Source organism: Nostoc sp. UIC 10630, assembly GCF_010747425.1.
Classification (GTDB): Bacteria; Cyanobacteriota; Cyanobacteriia; order Cyanobacteriales; family Nostocaceae; genus Nostoc.
The window spans coordinates 72,090-91,416 of the sequence record NZ_JAAGOG010000001.1 but is presented as its reverse complement, the minus strand read 5'-3'; the positions used below and the strand labels follow the sequence as shown (position 1 = coordinate 91,416).

Here is a 19,327-nt window from a genome sequence, read left to right as displayed (position 1 = left end):
GCGGCAAGCTACGCACTCCCTCTACTCATCATCATCTGGCAAATACAAAGCGCTGCTATCAGTTGGTCTAGCATGGAGATACATTTCCTCAAAACCTCGGCAGCACTGTACCGGTTCCTGCATCCTTCTTCACTCTTACATACCCCTTGGTAGTATCGCTCTTGCTATGTCCCAACTGGTCTTGCACCTGAAAAAGCGGTTTACTCTCCACCGCCCTCGTTGCATGAGAATGCCTTAGCCAGTGACACGAAAACTTCACCTTCGCCACCTCAGATATATCCTGAATCAACTTTTTAATTGCCCGATCGCTCAACGGCAATCCCCTTTTTGCTGGGTCAGGTGAGATATTGGCAAACACGGGCATCTTATCACTAGCCATCCCCCGGTACTTTTTGAAAACGAGCGAAGTCTGATGGTCTAAGCCAATCTCCCGGTACTTGCCACCTTTGCCTCGGAACTTAATCGTATAGTATCCCCGGTTTCTATCCTCTGGTGTCGCGTCGGGATACCACTGGAAATTATGCCAATATAACCCCGGATAATCTTCCTTGGGTTGGCCCGGTTCATCACCCGGAACCGTCACGCGACCCACTTCACCAACCCGCATCCCACTGTAAAAAATCAAACTAAAAACTAGCCAATACTTACCCCCCAACTGCTTGGCTGCATCAGCTAGCTTCTTCATCTCGAAATCTTCTAGATACCGCTCTGCCTTCGGTAAATCACTGAAATTATCGTAATTTATAGTACTTGCAATATTCCGCAAAAAATAGCCAATACTCTCCCCGCTCCCATAGCTCCACAGCGATCGCAATATCAGCACTCGGTTACTTTTAGTATAAGGGGAAACCTCACCCCAGGAAGCAATAAACTCAAGTAATAATGGTTGCTGTAGCAATCTTAAATCAGGTATACCTGATTTACGTACCCAATCGAGTAATTTTTGACCAAATCGATAGTATTTTCGCTTGGTTTGTTCACGGTTTTGACTTCCAGCCCAAGCCAAAATTAATTCCTCATCATTACCCACCGCAGGCGTGCGGTAATAATATTGCCGAATTATCTCCTCTACCAATTCTGGAGTTACTTGAGCCTTCGTGTTTTTAATTACACTTGGTTGGGGAGTAGGAGGCAGAATTTCGACCTGCGCCACCTCAATATTAGTAATATCCATCTAGGAAATAAGAATTACACGATGATAAACATATAGCTTCCTGGAAGCGCCGTTTCAGGAAGCTTTTATATTCTACGACAGCGCCGTGGATATACTGCCCGCTCTCTGCGTCAATAATTCCCGAAGCCTGCACAAAAGTAGCAAGCTCTCCTCCTGGGTGAAAGCCCAAAACACGGCGGACGATTCCCGAACTCTTTTGTGCTTGAATCACCAATCCCTGATATGTTGATAGCATTGCTATCTACTTGATATCGATAGCTGTTGCTATCAATTGCGATATCACTATGCCTGACGAGAACAAACCCAGCGAGATGATCCGTGTACCCACTCCCCTGATTCCAGCAGTTAGGGAGTTATCCCGGCTGCACCGACAAGGACGAACAAGCGAGTTGCTTCACTCATTGGATGAATTAATACTGGCGTTGGACAGTAACAGTAGAAGCGCCAACCCTACTTTCCAAACGATATTAGCTATTTGCTCACGACTGGATAAGCTGGAATCACAGAACTTCGGTGAATCTAATAGCAACGAAACTGGAGCAATCCATAATCTCGCCGATTTAGAACAAAAAATTGAGGGGATAACAGCCCGAATGACACAGTTTACCGAGGCGATTATTAAAATTCAAAATCATCTCAACAACCAACCAAGGCGGCAGAAGAAATCGTACAACAACAATTCATCCTATCAAGGGCATACTCCGCGAATGCAACCATTAACCGAAGAAGGTTTGGCTTCAAGACTTGGTGTTAGTCAAGAAACTGTACGCAAGGAGCGAATTAATCTGCCACCACCGCTTTTTGTGGCATGGTGTAAGGGCAAAGATAGAGCAGGGTTAGGGTGGGAATTTAACGAAAATACAGGGTTATATCATCCGGTAAGTTAGTATTTTGATTAATTTCAAGAATTTCTGAATTTACACTGATTCGTTCGTCTTTTTGCGATGTCTGCGACGGGCTGCGCCTACGCCCTCTTCAATTTCAAGGGAACGCGAGTAGTGTCCGCACCAGAGGAAAGTAGGACGGCAGCAAGCTACGCTCTTGTAGTCAAAAACTGGAAATCGCCTCAAAAATGATGATGATTAAATTAATCTCCGATAGTATCTAAAATTTATGCGTTTAATCAAACGTTTTCAGGCTTTGGCTGTTGCCACTGGGCTAATTGCTCTATTGGGGTGTTCGCCAGCACCAAGCCAGGTGCCAACATCAACAATAGAAAAACCATTGCAGGCAACGCCGATTGTACCTACTAAACCCTCAATAAGCGCTAACCTGCTTTTGGGAAATCCCAGCAATGCGATCGCTCTGGTGGATACTCCTGATAATTATCTGCTGGTTAAAACACAATATGTAGTCTCTTACAACCGAAGCAAGGGAACTCCCAACTGGGCAAGCTGGCAGTTAAATAAGTCATGGCTAGGGAAAGCAGAGCGTCAAGATAACTTTCGCCCTGATAATACTTTGCCTGCGGGTTGGGTGCGGATAACTCCTTCTATGTACTCTGGTTCAGGATATGACCGAGGACATATTGTACCTTCGGCAGACCGCTCTCTGACGGTAGAGGATAATTCCTCAACTTTCCTCATGACCAACATGATGCCGCAGACACCGGACAACAACCGGAACACTTGGGGGAATTTAGAAGACTATTGCCGAGAACTGGTAAGCCAGGGAAAAGAACTGTATATCGTAGCTGGGCCTTTTGGCAGTCTTGGCGAACCCCTTAAAGGTAAGGTGACAGTTCCCAAATCAACTTGGAAGATAGTTGTCGTACTAGATAATCCTGGCTCTGGACTTGATGGTATTACTGCAAGCACCCGTGTCATCGCGGTGAACATACCCAACGAGCAAGAAATCAACAACGATTGGAGAGCTTACAAAGTAAGTATTGATGAATTAGAAAAATTCACAGGATATGATTTTCTCTCTAATGTTTCGCCAAACATTCAAGAAGTTATTGAAAGTAAAGTAGATAATTCGTAAACAGGTCAAGTTTCAACAACTTTTGTGGACAGTCCGATACTGTCTCCCGATAGAGCTTGACCAATAACATAGACATCAATCTCTATTTCCCCAAGGCGATATACCTGCAAATTGCTCAGGTTTTCTTTGAGTGTTTGCACAAGAGTTTGAAATCGTTTTACGGTTGCTTTCTCTTCTTCCTCATGCCAATCTTCTTCTGTCGTTGCCACTTGAAAAAAATCGTCAATCCCCACAATTTTAATGGGTGTATCTTGAGGATGATTTGTTTGTTGTACAACTTTTTGGGGTGTCGCAAGTGCAATACCTTCCCACAAAAAAACTTCAAACGGGTACTCAGACTCACTCATCATGAGTAAACCATTCGTTGCTGTACGAAGCTGATCTAGGATTTCTGAATTAGTTTTGGTCATAAGCACTTAATAGAGCGTAGTTTACTACCGCAGGCATCGCAATAAACTATATCATCCATCTATCTGCTTTTTTAGGCAGTATTGGTGGATTTTTACTCATACTTTTTACTTCTATCGGTACAAGACAAATAACTAAAAATGGTGCAATTTAATAATAGTGCAAATATAGGAAATTATGGACGCTGCTAAACGCCTTGCTACTCTAAATCGCATCCGCAAACTCAGCCGCTTGATGGACACATCAATACGTATCCCTTTAACGGGTTTTCATATTGGAATAGACCCAATTATCGGTTTGATTCCCGGTGCAGGTGATTTAATCAGTACAGCGTTTTCAGCTTACATCATATTTTTAGCAACCCGCTTTGGCATCCCACAGCGAGATTTAGCCAAAATGATTTTTAATGTAGGTTTAGAAACAGTCGTTGGTACTGTGCCTTTAGTAGGTGATTTATTTGATGCTTTCTATAAGTCCAACATTAGGAATTTAACAATTTTGGAGCAACATTTGACAGTGGTTGAACCAGAACTTAAAGAAGTATCTGATGAACTTTACTCTGGTAAGTTCAGCCAAGTCTGAGGAGGCATATTTAAAGAAATTGCTCACACGCTATCATCCATCCACCCACATTCAGGGCAATCCCAATGCACCCGCGCCGTGTAGTCGCGGTCAAACTCATATCCGCATTGAGGGCATTTGCCAGTAAACATAGGATGGGTATCTAGCAGCTCTAGCTGTTGCTGTTGAGTCAAGCGCTGTTGTGGTTGCAGTATTAATTCACCGTTGTAGTAGCTTGCCCCCTCCGGTTCCCACAGTTCTGCTGGTTCGGCGTTGGGGTCTTCTCGAAAGTCTAGGCAGCTATCACCGTCTACCCCATCAGGGTGAACGACACAGACTATGTGGGGATTGTGTGAGTAGAGGAGACAGCGATCGCACTCTAGTAATTTCGGCATAGTACCAGTGTACTGCTTTGAAAAAGCGATCGCTCATTTGCGCTTTTCCTCTAAGAATTTTTTATGGGCGATCGCAAGAGAAGTGCAACTTTTCCTCTTTGAATACGGTATTTACTTATAGTTTTCCTCTAAAAGAGCGCCGTAGGCATCGCTTGAATTGCTGCAATTCGATGTTGTACTCTGTTTTTAGAGTTCGGGCTTGCAGATGAACATAGGAATAATCGAGCCAAAAAGTAGCGGGTTTTTAGAAGTGATGCCGGAGGGTGAAGGCAGCGACTATTGGCAGATTGCCGCCGTACACATCAATGGTAAAGCTTTCTGCCCTAGCCCGAAGCTTTACCGTTCAGGACAGGTGGCATTAGCAGTGGCTGCACAAATTTATGATTGGATAGCTGAACACGAACACCAAATCAATGATGAGGCTTGCTACTGCTCTGTTTTGAAGCTGACCCTGTGGCAGCAACCGAAAGTATCTTAATAACTACCCCACACAGTTTAATTCCTCCCACGAGTGCGATCGCCACTCATCAGCATTTACAAGTGTTCAGGTAGTGTGGATAACAGAGGAAACACAGCAAAATACCAGCATCACAAGTAATTGATTATACATTGTATAATAGAGGTATTATTTTTACATTATTTGTGAGGAACTGAAAAAGGTTGTATGAAACTAGTTAAAAAAATTTTAGCAATATGTTTTCTATTATTTGGTATTCCATTTTCTGCTGTGATGATTCTAGAAATTCTCAATCCCAAAACTCCCGCTCAAGAAAAAGAAAATGATATTGCTGCTTTAACTATTCTTACTATTCCATCAACCATTTTAGGAGGCTGGTTGAGTTGGTCTTTAGTACAGCAGAATCGAAAGGAAAAAGAATTCCTTCTAGAATCAGAACAAAAGCGTCTTCAGTTAGTATTCTTAGAATTAATTGAGCAAAATACTGGCAGAATAACGGTATTGCAACTGGCGAAAAATGCGGAAATATCAACCCAGTTAGCTAAACAATATTTAGATGAGAAAGCCAAAGAACTTAATGCTTCTTTTGAAGTAAATGAAGAGGGAAATGTTTTGTATCATTTCTCTTGATAACCAGTGTACTGCTTTGAAGCAAGTGATAGCGTAGCGTAAAGCCTGCGGCATAGCAACTCTTAGAGACGCTACTCGCGTTCGCTTAGAGCGAGTATTCGAGCGTCTACCTGCGGTTCAAGAAGCCTACGCTCCAGGGGTGCAACGTTTCGGTTCCAAACAAGAGTGAGCGCTTTCATCTGTATTTATTCTGCTGCAAGGGTTCTTGGGCGATCGCAGTCTGGAATTTTATAACAACAGCTTAACAGCAGGCGATACAAAAGAGATTGTATATCTTTTATCACTTGCCGAACAGTTTATTAAGCACATCAGCTAGACGGTAGCCTGCCAAGCTCATCCGACGTTCTGCTATTGGTTTGGCGGTAGCAGCATAATTTGGCGGTAACGGCTTTCCATCATTTTTATCACTACTGCCAGAAAGCTTGCCATTAAGATATGCTTTTTGTTTAGCGATATTAAAACTCTCTAATTTTGCCCAATTATTAAATTGAGTTTCTCTTAATTCTGGCAATTTACTGCGTTGATAGTCGGCTCTTATCTTGGTTGCGGTGTTGCGAACAGTTTGAAAATTTTCTGAGCCTAGTATGAGGTCATCCCAGAATTTATGCAAACTAATTGTTTGACTATCTGGTTTAACTCTAATATAAAAACGTGTACCGCCTCTATCACCTTCTGGTTCTGGATACTGATCAGTTATTAATTTGGTGGTATGTAGTGGCTGATGCACATCTCCTAATAAATGGAATAGCCAGCATATTGCAACTGCTTTTTCGCTGTTACTAGTAGCACTACTTTGAACAATATCAAGATTTTTTTGAAAAGCATAGATAATATTTTCTTCACCGGGAATTTGACGAGGAATTGAATTTGAAGAACTGCCTGGTTGATAAGGAAAATTTATGTAGTGCCAAGTAGGGTGATCAAATGTTTGATTGCCACGAGCTTCATCTGGCCATTTTGCCGCCCACATAAACAAGTACAAGTTTTTATTTTCAGCAGAAATATTAGATTGTTTGAGGGAATTCCACTGCTGCTCAAATTTAGAGTATTCAGGGTGTTCTTTTAAAATGGCAACCATTTTCTCAATTACTTCTTGATGATTCTGCCAGAGTTCACTGTAGGCGATCGCTCCTGAAACAATGTGTCCAGCCTTATTCCAAGCAAAAGCTGGGTACTGCCAAATCAGAATTGTTGATAATACTGTTAATAAAGAAAACTTAGCGAAAGAGTGTAACTTCAGCATAAAATTCTTTGTTAGAAAATACAGCTAAAGTATAGGTTGCATTCAGGTAAGTTAGGGTTAAATTTGCATGAAAAAAATAAATCACCCTACACAATACTCATATATTTCAATAAACAGAGCTGTACATTAACGAGTTTAAGGGTGCGATGCCACCGGCTCATGATGGGTACGCCATCGCACTCTTTGATTTTCGGTGCATAGCAAGTGTACTGCTTTGTCACAAGCGATCGCTTCCTCTAATAATTTTTAAGTTACTTTCTTTTTCGCTCTTGCATTTCTTGCTGGCGCATGGGCATAGCGTCAATTTGCTCAAAAATTGCTGCTGCCTTGACTGGTGTAGTATCACTGCGCTTAACACCACCATCTTTGCCTACCAAAATGACCTGAAAATTTTCTTTATCAACCCCAAAGCAATTTCGCAACTTGACAGCAGAAGATTCATCTATTGGCTGTCCGTTGGCATAGCTTTTATCTGTTGCCAAAACCTGAACGAGAACTAAATCCCGGTCTGTAAAACCGTTTTGGTGCTGGTTAAATAACTGCATCTGTTGCTGATAGCTATGGTTATGAAGCGTCGGTGCAAACACTAGTAACACGCGGTTTTGCCATTTTTGGGAACTAAGGTTAAATGAAGACATTTTGATGGCATGGGTTGAACTTGGGACAGTACCAGCAATGCTGACTGGTGACACGGCTGTACAGGCGGTGAGGGTCAGGGCGATTAATAGTGACTTTTTCACTTCGGGGGTTGAGATGAGCGTTCCATCATCTCAAACTATCATTAATTTTCCTTCTCTGACTCTATCCGGTGATGGTGATTGAATAAGTGTGATGCCTACCCGCAAGAGCAATCGCTATAAGAATAGCGCCAACCTAAATCCAGGCAGGCGCTATTCTTTTATTTAAATTCAGGGAGAAAATATAGTGAAATGAATTCCCTGATTTTTACGATTAATTAATTCCAATTTAATTGATTACACAGCACTGCGACGATTTAGCAAGTTCCACAAAAATACAGCGACAATTGCACCAAGAACTGCTACTGCAATACCGGGAATGCTAAGACTAGGAGCTGCTAGAGCTAAGGTTCCCGTACTAAAGAATACACCTAAACTACCGCCAACAAAAGCACCGATGATTCCTAACAAAATCGTTCCTAGAATCCCACCACCTTGATGACCGGGGTAGATAGCTTTTGCAATAGCACCAGCAATTAGACCTAAAACAATCCAAGCAAGAATATTCATTGTTTTAATTTGATAAACGTTTTTTATGCAACAAATACACAATAGCAATCCCAACATTGATATTGAATCTACCAGCAGAATCAACTATTAATAGCCTTGAGGATGAATGCTGTTACTTCTAGTGATATACCCCCTAATTGAGATGGATAATAAATAAAAAAGCTCCTAGTAGGTCTAAAACTGGGAGCTAATAAATTCATTGCTTGATAATTGCAGTATATATATTTTTAATGATTTATCTCATCTACTTTAAGAATTAAGCTAAGTTTGAAAGTCGAATATTAATTTGATAAGGTGAAGGAGTAAATGGCCTGTAGCTGCGACCAATGTTTAAGATGTCATCAATTGCTGGCTTGCTCCCATTCGCCACCGTTACAACTACCTTGGCACTAGCAACAATTATTTTCTATCCATCAAAAAGTCTGTCACAAATACCAAACGACGGGCGCAACACAGTTCCCCAGGCAGGTTGTCTATCTGGGTATCCTGATGGCACATATCAAGGTTCGCGCCCGGTTACGCGCAATGAATTCGCTGCTGGATTGAATACGTGCCTAAATCAGCTAAATCAACTTATTCCCGCTAACAGGGCGGATTTAGCAACGAAGCAAGATTTGGAAATTTTGCTCAAACGACAAAGGGAATTAAACCAACAACTTCGAGAACTCAACGAGCGAGTTGATACCCCACCTGCTACAAAATAAGTATTCGACAGCAGTTAGTTTATGCGATGGCGGAAGCGCCCTTTCTGGTGGCATCGCTCCCACTTGGGCCAGAACTGAAAAACTTATCACTCCCCATCCTTAAGCTCTAACTGATAAATCCGCATTGATGGATGTTCGTCCATCATCCGCCAGTAATACCCAGTAGGCGGCGACGATACCCTACTACCACAGCGATACAAGAAAACTGGTTCACAGGAGCGCATAGCTTTTTTTATCATCTGCTCTCTTGCGGGATCTGGGTTCTCGCTGTTGTACCAAATTAGGTGTGACTTTCCAGAATATCCAGCATTCAGCAAACTAGCAAATAGCCATTCCATCAGTGATTGAATTTGCTCTTGAGGGACACCGCAGGCTTGTTGCCCGTAGTTATCAATTGTTGGCTGGGCTGGTTTGGGTTTGAGGAAGTTTAAGAATTTCATGGTGGTGATAAACGCAACTATTACCAGGGTTCCCATTTGTTGAGGTGCGTTGCCTAGCTTGGGCAAGAAAGTGCGATCACTATTGAGGTACAACTTTTCCTCTAAGAATTTTGGGCATCGCTGGAATGTTTTTTCATAACATCAACTTTTTGCCATTGCTCCGTGTCATTGCTTTCCCATTTTCACAAGAGGAAAGGAGCGATCGCCTATAGCCTTGCTACTAACTTTGAGCTAATTGTTCTATCAGTTGCAGTAGGTTTTTTTCAATTTGCCCAAGGGCAACGGTTGCAGAGGTTTTATCTATATCGTGAACTAACCAGTATTCAATCACATCTGCCCAGTGGGGAAAGCGTTCATTCATTAGTGGACGGTGTTCTAATTCATCTAGGGCTATAACTCTAGTGGCTGACTGAAAATCCTGCTCACTGGCTGGCAGTGGAAACCGTTCATCATCTGGTAGGTTCACCAAGCGCACTGCTAAAGCTTCAAGCGCATACTGGGAAATTGCCCCCACATTGTTGATACCCCGCTCAAGTGCTAACCCTCTGGAATCAGCTTGCCAATCTAACCCCTGCTTAGTAGCTAACCAATTAAATAGATGTTCAGCATAGCGGCTGCGGTAGTAGTTGCCTGTACAAAGGAACAAGATTTTATTCATTGAGTTGACCAAATGATTTTCAGTAAGCCTACGGGCTTTGTACTGGTAAATAGGGTAATTTGCAAGATATCCAGGCTACTTTTCACTCTCATTAGATGGGTGCGATGGGGCGATGCCGAAGGTGGGCGGGTACGCCATCGCAATTACAATGACACTCAAATGGCTTTTGTTTACTGCATCGGTATGAAAATTAGAATAATTAACATCAATATTACAAACCCATTAAACAAAAAAATTATGGAATTATCTTTAAGAAAATTTCTTCTATATTTACCAAATGGTATTTGAATATTAATATTCTGACTATTTTCTAGATATGTATTTTGTATATACTCTAGGATGTTGGTAGAGCGTTCAACATGATTGAGTTGAACCTTTCTGTATAAGTCAGAACTTACGCAACTGGCACAAATAGCGGGCAGGGCGTAGCCCTGCCACATGACAATTTAAATCAAACCAAGCACATAGGAATACTTGGGCGTTTTAGTTGCTGAATTAAATAATTAGAAAGCAAATTATGCTTGATTTGATAAACAGTTTGACCAGTTTGATAGGCTAAATTCTTTAATCTAACCCAAACTAACATTGCACAAGCAATATGATTTCTTTGGAGCCTAGCTTTACGGCACTGACAAGATTCAATGCCAGTTAATTGTTTAATTTCTCTGTGAAACTCCTCGATTTTCCAACGAATTTTACACACCTCTTGTACAACATCCGTGGAACTTTGCGATAAATCGTTAGTGGCGATATAATCCGTTCTGTTGGTAGAAACAGTAACCCGGAATAGTTTCACTTTTTTCTGCGCGGGAAATCCTTTAATTTTTATGATTTTACCACATTCTAACTCTTCATGACTCCATTCTAATAATTCAATACGCTTATATTTTTCTTTGGCAAATGTATCATCAACTAACCGATTATTTTTTAAAGGGCAATAATAAATTTTTTCTAAACTATCAATATAAAGCATTAAACTATGTACGGCATACCATGTATCCATCAAAACAGTATCAAATGGTAAAAGCTTATGATATTCAAGGTTTTGCAGCATATCTTTCACATGGTCTATCTTGGTTTTACCATCGACATCAGGATTAAAAATGCGGTAATCTATTACCCAAAATCTTTGAATAGTAGGGTTGACATACACGCAACTAACTACACCAATACCTTTGAGGACACCATGCTCATTACCACTATATTGTCTCCTAACTATTTCTATTTCTTCAGAATATCTTTTATCTAAAACGCTATCATCAAATATTATGTAACCATTGGTATCAGGCTCAACTACCTCTTTCACGTTATCCCATAGTAACCGAGGTGTTAACTTTTCTCTTTTCAAATAATAGTTAATTGCATCATGGCTAATAGTCTCTAAATGCTCTGCCAAATTGGTCATCGTATAATTAATTTGACTACTTAATAAGTATTGGCAGTAATTAAGTTTAGTAAATCTCATTACCGTAAGCAAAATTTATCTCATACAACCTCTACCTATTTTCTCATGAATATTTCATGCTTTACTTCCAATACACCGACTTTTATTACGAATACAAGGCTTTCGGAATCAGATTTAAATAATACCTATGTACTATCAATTAGTGATCGCTCTGTGCCAGTTGCGTAAGTCCTGTAAGTAATCAAGGATTCCAAAAAGTATAGTGGCAACTATTCCAATATATAAAAATGCTTTGTTTTTGTATTGAAATGTAAAACCAACAAGAAGAGATACTAAAGTAATAGACCAACCTTTAATGGTAAATTGAGTAGAATCAAGATTACTAATTCTACTTTGGTCTACTTCCAGAGTCTTAATTAAAATTTCATAAACCTCATTTGATTTCATAGTTTCAACACTCAAATAACTAAGTTTTAAAAAGTAAAATTACCCTTAATAGTGAAATAATAAACTAATATGCCTTGCTGGTACAGGAGATACAGCGATGACCTACACCATGCACGAAGCTCAAGAAGTGGCAAAGCTGGCTGCTGCTGACATCGAGGCTTGGCTTTACTCCAAACCAGAAACTATTAGCGTTGTTAATGTTGAAAATGACCCAGAGTTTCAACGCAGAGATATTGACCTCATCTGGAAAACGCACAGTGGCGAAATTTTGATTGAGATTAAGGGCGATAGGTGGAATAAAACTCGTAACTTTTTCTTTGAAACCCACAGCAACCTAGAGAAAGGAACCCCCGGCTGCTTAATGTACACTGAGGCAGACTGGCTATTTTATTACTTTGTCAACACTCGCCAACTGTATAAGCTACCTATGCCAAAAACGCGAGAGTGGTTTTTGATTACCATGAAGCGGTTTCGGGAGCGCTCAACTACAACACCCGTAGGAAGCAGTCACTACACAACTGTGGGGCGGCTTGTGCCGATTACTACGGTGATGATGGAAGTGGCGGGGATTAAGATGGAGCAGCTGTAGGGTGGGAGGGGGCGATGCCTACGGCGGCAAGCTACACCTGTCTACTACATTTCCTCTAAGAATTTTGGGCGATCGCTCTGGCAATAGAAGTGATAGTATGCGTTGCTGGTACTGGAGATGGAGCAGATGTAGGGGTGCGATCCGCGCAGCTTAACGAAGTTATGGCATTCTATACCTTACCTTTTCAGTTGAACAAAACTGCGTTGAATCTTGTTGAGCCAAAAAAATTTCCGAGTATTCGCGGAGAGCGCACCAGTCTTGATGTAGTTAAAATATGTCAGATGATATATCAAGTGTTACATCAAGTTTATTATTTGAGTTCAGAAGCTAGATGGTCACAAAAAAGCCCCTAGTCATCACCCAGCCAGAAGTTGGCAAGCTCATTCGTGAACTCAGGCTTTTGACTGGACTAACACAAGAACAGTTTGCAGCTACTTTAGGTGTCACTTACCCAACAATCAACCGTTGGGAAAATGGGCGCTCTAAACCGTCGCCTTTGGCAATGGAAAAGATTGAGGCGCAACTGCACGAGATGGGCGATCAAGGTAAGGATTTGTTGGAGAAGTATTTGGCAAATTAACCTATATCCCCAGAATCTTTGGAATTTGTAATGTTAAAAGCGGTAATTTTGTAAGGATGATTATCTATTTTCTGGAATGTTGTGAACGTTTTTTGCAGCAAAAATAATTCTATAAGACAAAGAATATACAAATAATTACTATTATTATGTCAACAGAAAAACCATCAATTAAAGTAACCGATATTGCCGAATATATTCGTTATAAATCTTGTGATCGCCGATTTAAGTTAAAGTTAAATAAATACGAAATTGCTAAACAAATTCCCTTTTCGGAGTTAATTTTTGCTACTTCTTTAGACCCAATTTTAAAGGAAGAAGGTTACAGAAGAGAGAAAGAATGGGAAACTTCACTTCAAAAAATGGGGTTATTTAACTTAACTCAAGTTAGTCAAAATTCAAATTCAAATCAACCAACTGATTGGAATGACTTTGTTGAAGAGTTAAAAAAATTGTCAGTTGGACAAAAAGCTTATGGACGAGAAATCTCCATAAACGGAAATTTAGGTGAATTTAATATCGGTGGACAAATAGATTTTGCAATTATTTTCTGGGAACAAGATGAACCAAAATTGCGATTAGTTGAGTGTAAGGCATCTCGAAAAGATAGAACTTATCATCAAGTGCAGGTTTCTGTATATCGATTGATTGTACGTCAGTTGATAAAAGATAACCCCATCATTATTAATAAAGTAGAACTGAAGCCTGAAAATATTGAATGTGTTGTTGTTAGAATTGATGAAAATAATAAAAGTCAAGAAATTCTTCAATCTAAACCTCTAAACCTGGATATTATAGAATCTGATATTAACCGTTTATTAGCTCTTGATGGTTCATTATATCGAATTGTACAAGTTAACTTAGCTGACTTAGATTATCAGTTAGATCAAAAATGTAGTGATTGTACATTGAGTGTTCATTGTTTGGCTGAAAGTGCTAGAGAACGCCGTTTAGAATTATTAGGAATAGACTCATCAATTGTCAATTCTTTACATAAGGCAGGTATTAATACTATTGATGATTTAGCTAATATTGATTTAACAGGAAATCAATCTATTCAAATTCAACAAGATATAAGTTTTACAGATAATTTAGAGCTACTTAAATTAAAGGCAGAAACTCGTAGACATACCCTTCCTGATGGAGATTATGATCCAAATACTTATGAAGTACAAGCACTACCAAATTATTCAGGGGGTCAGAGTCAACTTCCAGAACATATAATCAATGAAGAACGTCTGATCCGTATTTATCTTTCTGTTGAGTATGATTATGTAGAAAATAGAATAGGTGCGTTAGCTGCTCATATCACTAAAAGTAAAGGAAAATTAGATCCGAAATTTTTACAAAATGAAGATGGTAAATGGCAACCAGATCCCAATATTAAAGAATATATAGAAGAAAAACATGATGAAAATAAGTATAAAGAAAAAGAACTTGAAGGTGAAGATTTAATTGAATTCCAAACATCTGCATGGACAGGAGATTATAAAGTAGATAACGGTTCTGAAAAACAGCTAATACAGGGGTTTTTATCAAAATTAGTTGGTAAAATTGCAAAAGTAGCTAGAACAGAAAAAGCACCAATTCATTTTTATGTTTGGTCACGCCAGGAAATGACTCAACTCGTTGAGGGGTGTTCTCGCGTTGACTCTCAACTTCTAAGTCATTTGCGAGAATTACTTGGTTGTCGTGAAAGTTTGGAACAATTGATTTACTCTTGTCTTTATGATGAAGTAGATCGTCGTTATGCTTTGGGATGGACAGGAAGAGATTTAGCAGTTGTAACCTCCCTCAAGTGGTTTGGGAGACGTTACCACTGGAGACGGGAGATTAATGGACAACAGATTAATTTAGATCAGGCTTTTTCTCAAGATGTCTTTGACTTTAAAACTAATTTAGAAATAGATAATAAGCATCAATGGGCAACACCAAATTCTCAAAGTACCCGTAAACATCAGTTTGAGGTTAGGCTAAGATACTTTAATTCTTTGAGTGCAGCTTATTGGCGTGCCTTATGGAATAAACTTCCTAAACCAAACGATCCAAAGCTTACGCCAAAATTGAAGAACTCCATTGAAGGCTACAACGAAGCAAAGAAACCTAATTACTTAGAAGAATATTTTAAAGCTCGTACTCATGCTATAAGATGGATTGAAGAAGGAATTAGGTTTAAGAATTCAGATATAACTAAAGAATCTTTAATAATTGCTGATTTACCTGATTTCAGCTTAGGTATAGATGATGCTGCTCAAGCAGCTATAGATTTTTTACGTTTAGATCAGCATGTTAAAGTAACAGATTGGATTGCAAGTCATTTAATACCACCTATATATCGGATTTCTTCGGGGCGAACAATCCCCGTGAAAAATGTCAGATGGTACAGTAACAATAGGCTAAAGGCAGAAATTAATCTTGATAGATACAATATTACTGCTGAAGTTTTGCAAGCTAACTGCACCATTGATGCAGGTTCTTTCATTAGGCTCAGTCCTAGTTCTGAAAATTCACATCACGGTCAAACAATTAATCAACTTTTTAGTGGTGGAAGTACCTGCGTTGTAGAAACAATTGATTGGCATACTGGAGAAATTGAACTTGCAGTTAGACAAACAAACAGCCCAGATCGTTATCAACTCCGTGGTCGTTTTTTTGCAACTGGAGAATATATTTATGATTATGCCACTATTGATGAAAGTCCCTCAGATTTTGTAGCTGGTAAAGTTGATCAGAAACTACAAAACAGTCAAGGAAATCATGTTTGTCAATGGTTAGCTCCACAAAATCCGCAAATTCCAGCACAAACTCCTATTTCATCGAATGACCTAGAACAATATGAAAATCTACTTCAGACTTTACCACTACCAAACAGTAAAAGATTAGACGATAAGCAAATCAAAGCAGTTATCAATGGACTAAATACAAGAATTCAACTTTTGCAAGGCCCACCAGGAACTGGGAAAACAGAAACAACTGCGATCGCAACTTTTATGAGAATTATGGCACGTTGTTCTGCTGGTGATATTGTTATTATTACGGCTCATACCCATACGGCGGTGGATAATCTACTATTACGTTTAGATAGTCTTTTACCTATTTTAAACCAGCACACCACTAAATCTGGACTTACCACCCCAGCTATTCAGTTGAGTAAAGTACATTCTTCAGAAATTGAGGTTACAGGTGGAACTATACAAGACTTTTCCTCTAAATCTTGTGTTAGAAAAGTTACTCAAATGGTATCTAATAATGTATTGGTTATTGGTGGTACAACCAGTGCAATTTTGAAAATGGTAGATGAATTAAATAGTAAACCGACGTTTACTAATAAATATCCTCAACGTTTTCAAACAACTACTCTAATTGTTGATGAAGCAAGTATGATGGTATTTCCTCACTTTCTGGCTTTAGCTACATTAGTTAGAAATGATGGTGAAATTATGTTAGCAGGAGATCACCGACAACTTGCTCCTATTGTTACCCATGACTGGGAAAATGAAGATCGTCCTCCTGTTGTATTTTACCAACCCTATGTCAGTGCCTACCAAGCAATTCAAAATTTAAAAGAAAATTCAGAAACTCCAGTAGCTGATGAAGCAATTTTACGTTCTCCTTTAGATAATACTTTTCGTCTACCTTATGAAATTCGTAAACTAATTGAACCTGTATATCAAAAAGATGATATTCAACTAAAAGGCAAAGAAAAAGAGCAAAATATAGAAGAGAAAGAGATTGCAGGAACTTGGGAACAGCTTTTACAAGGAACGAAAGGACTTTATCTTGTTTTGCATTCTGAACGTGAATCAAAACGTAGTAATCAAATTGAAGTAGAAATAATCAAACAGATTCTTGATGCAGGAGGAGAACTTCCTGATAATTCTACTGCAATTCTCACGCCACATCGTGCTCAAAGATCATTGCTAAAAACAGAATTGGAAACTGATTACGGAAAGGCTGTAGATGTTATTGATACTGTCGAAAAAGTTCAGGGTGGTGAACGTGATAATGTCATTGTCTCTGCAACAGCAAGTAATCAATCAGCAATTAGTAAAAATGTGGAGTTTATTCTTAGTCTAAACCGCTCAAATGTTGCATTTTCAAGAGCTAAAAAACGCTTAATAATAGTTTGCTCTAAAACACTATTGGATTATATTCCAACAGAACTTGAAAACTATGAAGAAGCAATTCTTTGGAAAACTTTGCGTTCACAATGTTCTGAACTGATTTTTACAGAACAAATCGCTGGACACACAGTTGATGTGTTTACAAATCCTTGAAATGGGAGATAGAAGAGATAATAGTACAGCGATCGCTCTTAGTCCTGTATGCGATCGCCCCCTCCTATTCTTAGAGGAAACCCCAAATCATACTTGCTATGGCCACACTAATTCCCTCATTCAATAGCTGCTCAATGCAGATGACCCCTGGCGAGAAGAGGTTAGCGCAGCGCTTAGAGGAAAAATTAGAGGATGACTATTTACTTTGGTATGACGTGCCACTAGGTAAAAAGCAGCTGCACCCAGATTTTATCGTGCTGCACCCCAGCCGGGGTTTGTTCATCCTTGAGGTGAAAGACTGGAAGTTAGACACTATTCAAAGTATCAACCCCTCCACAGTCACACTACTTACTGAAGATGGGGTAAAGGAAGTTAAACACCCACTACAACAAGCCAGAGGTTATGCCCTAGCAGTCAACAAAATGCTAGAAAAAGACCGCGCCCTGGTGCAGCAAGAAGGTAAATATCAAGGTAAGCTGATTATCGCTTACGGTTATGGGGTCGTGTTCACCAACATCACCCGCAAAGATTTTAACAACAGTGAACTACCAGCAGTGTTTGAAGAACATTTAGTTATCTGCAAAGATGAAATGCTACCTAGCACAGATGCAGGGGAATTTCAGCAGCGAATTTGGGATTTATCGGCATATCAATTTGGCAAGACCCTTACTAGCAGCCAAATAGACAGAATACGTTGGCACATCTTCCCAGAATTACGCATTAGTGCCAAGCAGTTATCTTTATTTGATGTAGACACCACCGAAGAATCACCACAGTTGCAAATCCCCGACATTCTCAAAATTATGGACTTGCAGCAAGAACAATTAGCAAGGAGTCTAGGAGATGGACATCGGGTAATTCATGGTGTGGCTGGTTCCGGCAAAACGATGATTTTAGCCTACCGTTGTCAGCACCTTGCTCAAGTCAGCAATAAACCAATTTTGGTACTGTGTTTCAACGTTTCCTTAGCTGCCAAACTAAGGCAGGTGGTTCAAGAAGACCCAAACAAAATCAGTCGCATCAAGGTACGGCATTTTCATGGCTGGTGCATGGATTTACTAAAAAAATACAACATCCCCAGACCCGACTCTAGGGAGTATCAAGGTGAAGATTATGTAGACGAATTGGTTAACAGAGTAATTACCGCCGTCGATGCCAAATTAATACCGGCTGGCACTTATGGCGCTGTCATGCTCGATGAAGGACACGACTTTAAACCAGAGTGGTTAAAGTTGATTGCCCAGATGGTCAATCCCGAAACCAATTCATTGCTTATCCTCTACGACGATGCCCAAAACCTCTACGGTGAAAAACGCGACAAGAAATTTAGCTTTAAGAGCGTAGGCATCCAGGCACAGGGACGCACCACCATATTTAAACTCAACTACCGCAACACAGAGCAGGTGTTAAAGGTAGCCTACGAATTTGCGAAGAAAGTAATGCAACCGACCACCGGGGATGATGACCAAGTGGTATTGGTAGAACCTGCTAGTGCCGGACGGCAAGGCCCCAAACCAGACCTCATCCGTTTACCCAGTTTTCAGCATGAGGTAGATTACCTAGCCGACAGAGTGCAACAATTACACGAGCGAAATATCCCTTGGAACGAAATAGCAATTATCTACCGCTCCAAGTTTATGGGCGATCGCATCTATAACCACTTCCAACAAGCCCAAATCCCAATAGAGTGGGTAAATGCCAATAGTGACAGCCGCAACTATCACCCGGACGAACAAAGCATCAAACTCATAACCATGTACTCATCTAAAGGGTTAGAATTTCCCGTGGCTTGCATCCCAGGCATTGGTTATATGCCTGACCAGTACGGACACGGCACACCAGAAGAAGAAGCACGGCTATTGTATGTGGCGATGACACGGGCGATTGAGCAGTTGATTATGACCTGCGATCGCTCCTCAGAATTTACCAACCGTTTAGAGACAGCATTAGGTAAAGTAATTTGATTGCGATCGCTCTCCCAATTCTTAGAGGAAAAGGGAAAGCGTAGGCGTAGCCCGTCGCAGACATCGCTCATCGGAATTTACCACTCGTCTTGAGAAAGCTTTGGGTACAGTCAGTAGGAAAGCAGTTTAATTGGTAGTTACATAGCTAGCTCCACTTGATTTGAGCCG

General features: G+C 40.1%; 22 protein-coding genes. 11 read left to right on the top strand and 11 right to left on the bottom strand.

What is annotated here, in order from left to right:
• Positions 1 to 88: 88 nt before the first annotated feature.
• On the bottom strand, positions 89 to 1,174 hold the full coding sequence (locus G1O98_RS38895; protein WP_175586445.1) for a site-specific integrase: 1,086 nt from the start codon (positions 1,172 to 1,174) through the stop codon (positions 89 to 91).
• Positions 1,161 to 1,409: a hypothetical protein gene (locus tag G1O98_RS00495; protein ID WP_163926670.1), complete on the bottom strand. Its 249-nt coding sequence runs from the start codon at positions 1,407 to 1,409 to the stop codon at positions 1,161 to 1,163. Before G1O98_RS00495 ends, G1O98_RS38895 begins: the two co-directional genes overlap by 14 nt.
• A 49-nt stretch (positions 1,410 to 1,458) precedes the next feature.
• Between G1O98_RS00495 and G1O98_RS00490 the strand changes: the two genes are divergently transcribed.
• Positions 1,459 to 2,061, top strand: coding sequence for a hypothetical protein (locus G1O98_RS00490; protein ID WP_163926669.1), 603 nt, complete (start codon positions 1,459 to 1,461; stop codon positions 2,059 to 2,061).
• Between the two features lie 226 nt (positions 2,062 to 2,287).
• The gene (locus tag G1O98_RS00485; RefSeq protein ID WP_163926668.1) at positions 2,288 to 3,157 is read left to right on the top strand and encodes a DNA/RNA non-specific endonuclease; all 870 of its coding nucleotides are present in this window, start codon (positions 2,288 to 2,290) and stop codon (positions 3,155 to 3,157) included.
• Between the two features lie 5 nt (positions 3,158 to 3,162).
• On the opposite strand, the gene G1O98_RS00480 is transcribed toward G1O98_RS00485, so the two are convergent.
• Positions 3,163 to 3,567: a nuclease A inhibitor family protein gene (locus G1O98_RS00480; protein WP_163926667.1), complete on the bottom strand. Its 405-nt coding sequence runs from the start codon at positions 3,565 to 3,567 to the stop codon at positions 3,163 to 3,165.
• A 175-nt stretch (positions 3,568 to 3,742) separates the two neighbouring features.
• On the opposite strand from G1O98_RS00480, the gene G1O98_RS00475 reads away from it, so the two are divergent.
• Positions 3,743 to 4,147 carry a DUF4112 domain-containing protein gene (locus tag G1O98_RS00475; protein WP_163926666.1) on the top strand — a complete coding sequence of 135 codons (405 nt, stop codon included), beginning with the start codon at positions 3,743 to 3,745 and terminating at the stop codon, positions 4,145 to 4,147.
• Between the two features lie 23 nt (positions 4,148 to 4,170).
• Here G1O98_RS00475 and G1O98_RS00470 read toward each other — a convergent pair whose 3' ends face one another.
• The gene (locus G1O98_RS00470; protein WP_163926665.1) at positions 4,171 to 4,521 is read right to left on the bottom strand and encodes a hydrogenase maturation nickel metallochaperone HypA; all 351 of its coding nucleotides are present in this window, start codon (positions 4,519 to 4,521) and stop codon (positions 4,171 to 4,173) included.
• A 205-nt stretch (positions 4,522 to 4,726) separates the two neighbouring features.
• Between G1O98_RS00470 and G1O98_RS00465 the strand changes: the two genes are divergently transcribed.
• Together G1O98_RS00465 and G1O98_RS00460 are read left to right on the top strand one after the other, a co-directional pair.
• Entirely contained in the window at positions 4,727 to 4,999 is a 273-nt protein-coding gene (locus G1O98_RS00465) for a hypothetical protein (protein ID WP_163926664.1), read from the top strand.
• 186 nt (positions 5,000 to 5,185) lie between these two features.
• Positions 5,186 to 5,608, top strand: coding sequence for a hypothetical protein (locus tag G1O98_RS00460; protein ID WP_163926663.1), 423 nt, complete (start codon positions 5,186 to 5,188; stop codon positions 5,606 to 5,608).
• A gap of 280 nt (positions 5,609 to 5,888) precedes the next feature.
• Here G1O98_RS00460 and G1O98_RS00455 read toward each other — a convergent pair whose 3' ends face one another.
• From G1O98_RS00455 to G1O98_RS00445, 3 genes are all read right to left on the bottom strand, one after another.
• Positions 5,889 to 6,851: a S1/P1 nuclease gene (locus tag G1O98_RS00455; protein ID WP_163926662.1), complete on the bottom strand. Its 963-nt coding sequence runs from the start codon at positions 6,849 to 6,851 to the stop codon at positions 5,889 to 5,891.
• Positions 6,852 to 7,102: 251 nt separating this feature from the next.
• Positions 7,103 to 7,591 (bottom strand): DUF4174 domain-containing protein, encoded by a 489-nt coding sequence (locus G1O98_RS00450; RefSeq protein ID WP_163926661.1) that lies wholly within the window; start codon positions 7,589 to 7,591, stop codon positions 7,103 to 7,105.
• Between the two features lie 234 nt (positions 7,592 to 7,825).
• Entirely contained in the window at positions 7,826 to 8,098 is a 273-nt protein-coding gene (locus G1O98_RS00445; RefSeq protein ID WP_163926660.1) for a GlsB/YeaQ/YmgE family stress response membrane protein, read from the bottom strand.
• A gap of 335 nt (positions 8,099 to 8,433) precedes the next feature.
• Here G1O98_RS00445 and G1O98_RS00440 point away from each other — a divergent pair, with 335 nt between their 5' ends.
• On the top strand, positions 8,434 to 8,802 hold the full coding sequence (locus tag G1O98_RS00440) for an S-layer homology domain-containing protein (RefSeq protein ID WP_163926659.1): 369 nt from the start codon (positions 8,434 to 8,436) through the stop codon (positions 8,800 to 8,802).
• Between the two features lie 86 nt (positions 8,803 to 8,888).
• Here the strand turns inward: G1O98_RS00440 and G1O98_RS00435 are convergent, their stop codons facing one another.
• The 4 genes from G1O98_RS00435 to G1O98_RS00420 form a co-directional block, all read right to left on the bottom strand.
• Positions 8,889 to 9,335, bottom strand: coding sequence for a hypothetical protein (locus tag G1O98_RS00435; RefSeq protein WP_243458304.1), 447 nt, complete (start codon positions 9,333 to 9,335; stop codon positions 8,889 to 8,891).
• Between the two features lie 127 nt (positions 9,336 to 9,462).
• Positions 9,463 to 9,900 (bottom strand): low molecular weight phosphatase family protein, encoded by a 438-nt coding sequence (locus tag G1O98_RS00430; protein ID WP_163926658.1) that lies wholly within the window; start codon positions 9,898 to 9,900, stop codon positions 9,463 to 9,465.
• 451 nt (positions 9,901 to 10,351) lie between these two features.
• Positions 10,352 to 11,365 carry a transposase gene (locus tag G1O98_RS00425; RefSeq protein ID WP_163926657.1) on the bottom strand — a complete coding sequence of 338 codons (1,014 nt, stop codon included), beginning with the start codon at positions 11,363 to 11,365 and terminating at the stop codon, positions 10,352 to 10,354.
• Between the two features lie 135 nt (positions 11,366 to 11,500).
• Positions 11,501 to 11,752, bottom strand: coding sequence for a hypothetical protein (locus tag G1O98_RS00420; protein WP_163926656.1), 252 nt, complete (start codon positions 11,750 to 11,752; stop codon positions 11,501 to 11,503).
• Between the two features lie 97 nt (positions 11,753 to 11,849).
• On the opposite strand from G1O98_RS00420, the gene G1O98_RS00415 reads away from it, so the two are divergent.
• The 5 genes from G1O98_RS00415 to G1O98_RS00395 all read left to right on the top strand — a co-directional run bounded on the left by G1O98_RS00415 (position 11,850) and on the right by G1O98_RS00395 (position 19,159).
• The gene (locus G1O98_RS00415; protein ID WP_163926655.1) at positions 11,850 to 12,341 is read left to right on the top strand and encodes a hypothetical protein; all 492 of its coding nucleotides are present in this window, start codon (positions 11,850 to 11,852) and stop codon (positions 12,339 to 12,341) included.
• 331 nt (positions 12,342 to 12,672) lie between these two features.
• Positions 12,673 to 12,921: a helix-turn-helix transcriptional regulator gene (locus tag G1O98_RS00410; protein WP_163926654.1), complete on the top strand. Its 249-nt coding sequence runs from the start codon at positions 12,673 to 12,675 to the stop codon at positions 12,919 to 12,921.
• A 146-nt stretch (positions 12,922 to 13,067) separates the two neighbouring features.
• Positions 13,068 to 17,195: an AAA domain-containing protein gene (locus G1O98_RS00405; protein ID WP_202985772.1), complete on the top strand. Its 4,128-nt coding sequence runs from the start codon at positions 13,068 to 13,070 to the stop codon at positions 17,193 to 17,195.
• A complete protein-coding gene (locus tag G1O98_RS00400) occupies positions 17,176 to 17,322 on the top strand; it encodes a hypothetical protein (protein WP_163926591.1) in 147 nt (48 codons plus the stop codon). The genes G1O98_RS00405 and G1O98_RS00400 overlap by 20 nt, the downstream gene beginning before the upstream one ends.
• A gap of 7 nt (positions 17,323 to 17,329) precedes the next feature.
• Entirely contained in the window at positions 17,330 to 19,159 is a 1,830-nt protein-coding gene (locus tag G1O98_RS00395; RefSeq protein ID WP_243458303.1) for a 3'-5' exonuclease, read from the top strand.
• Positions 19,160 to 19,327 lie beyond the last annotated feature (168 nt).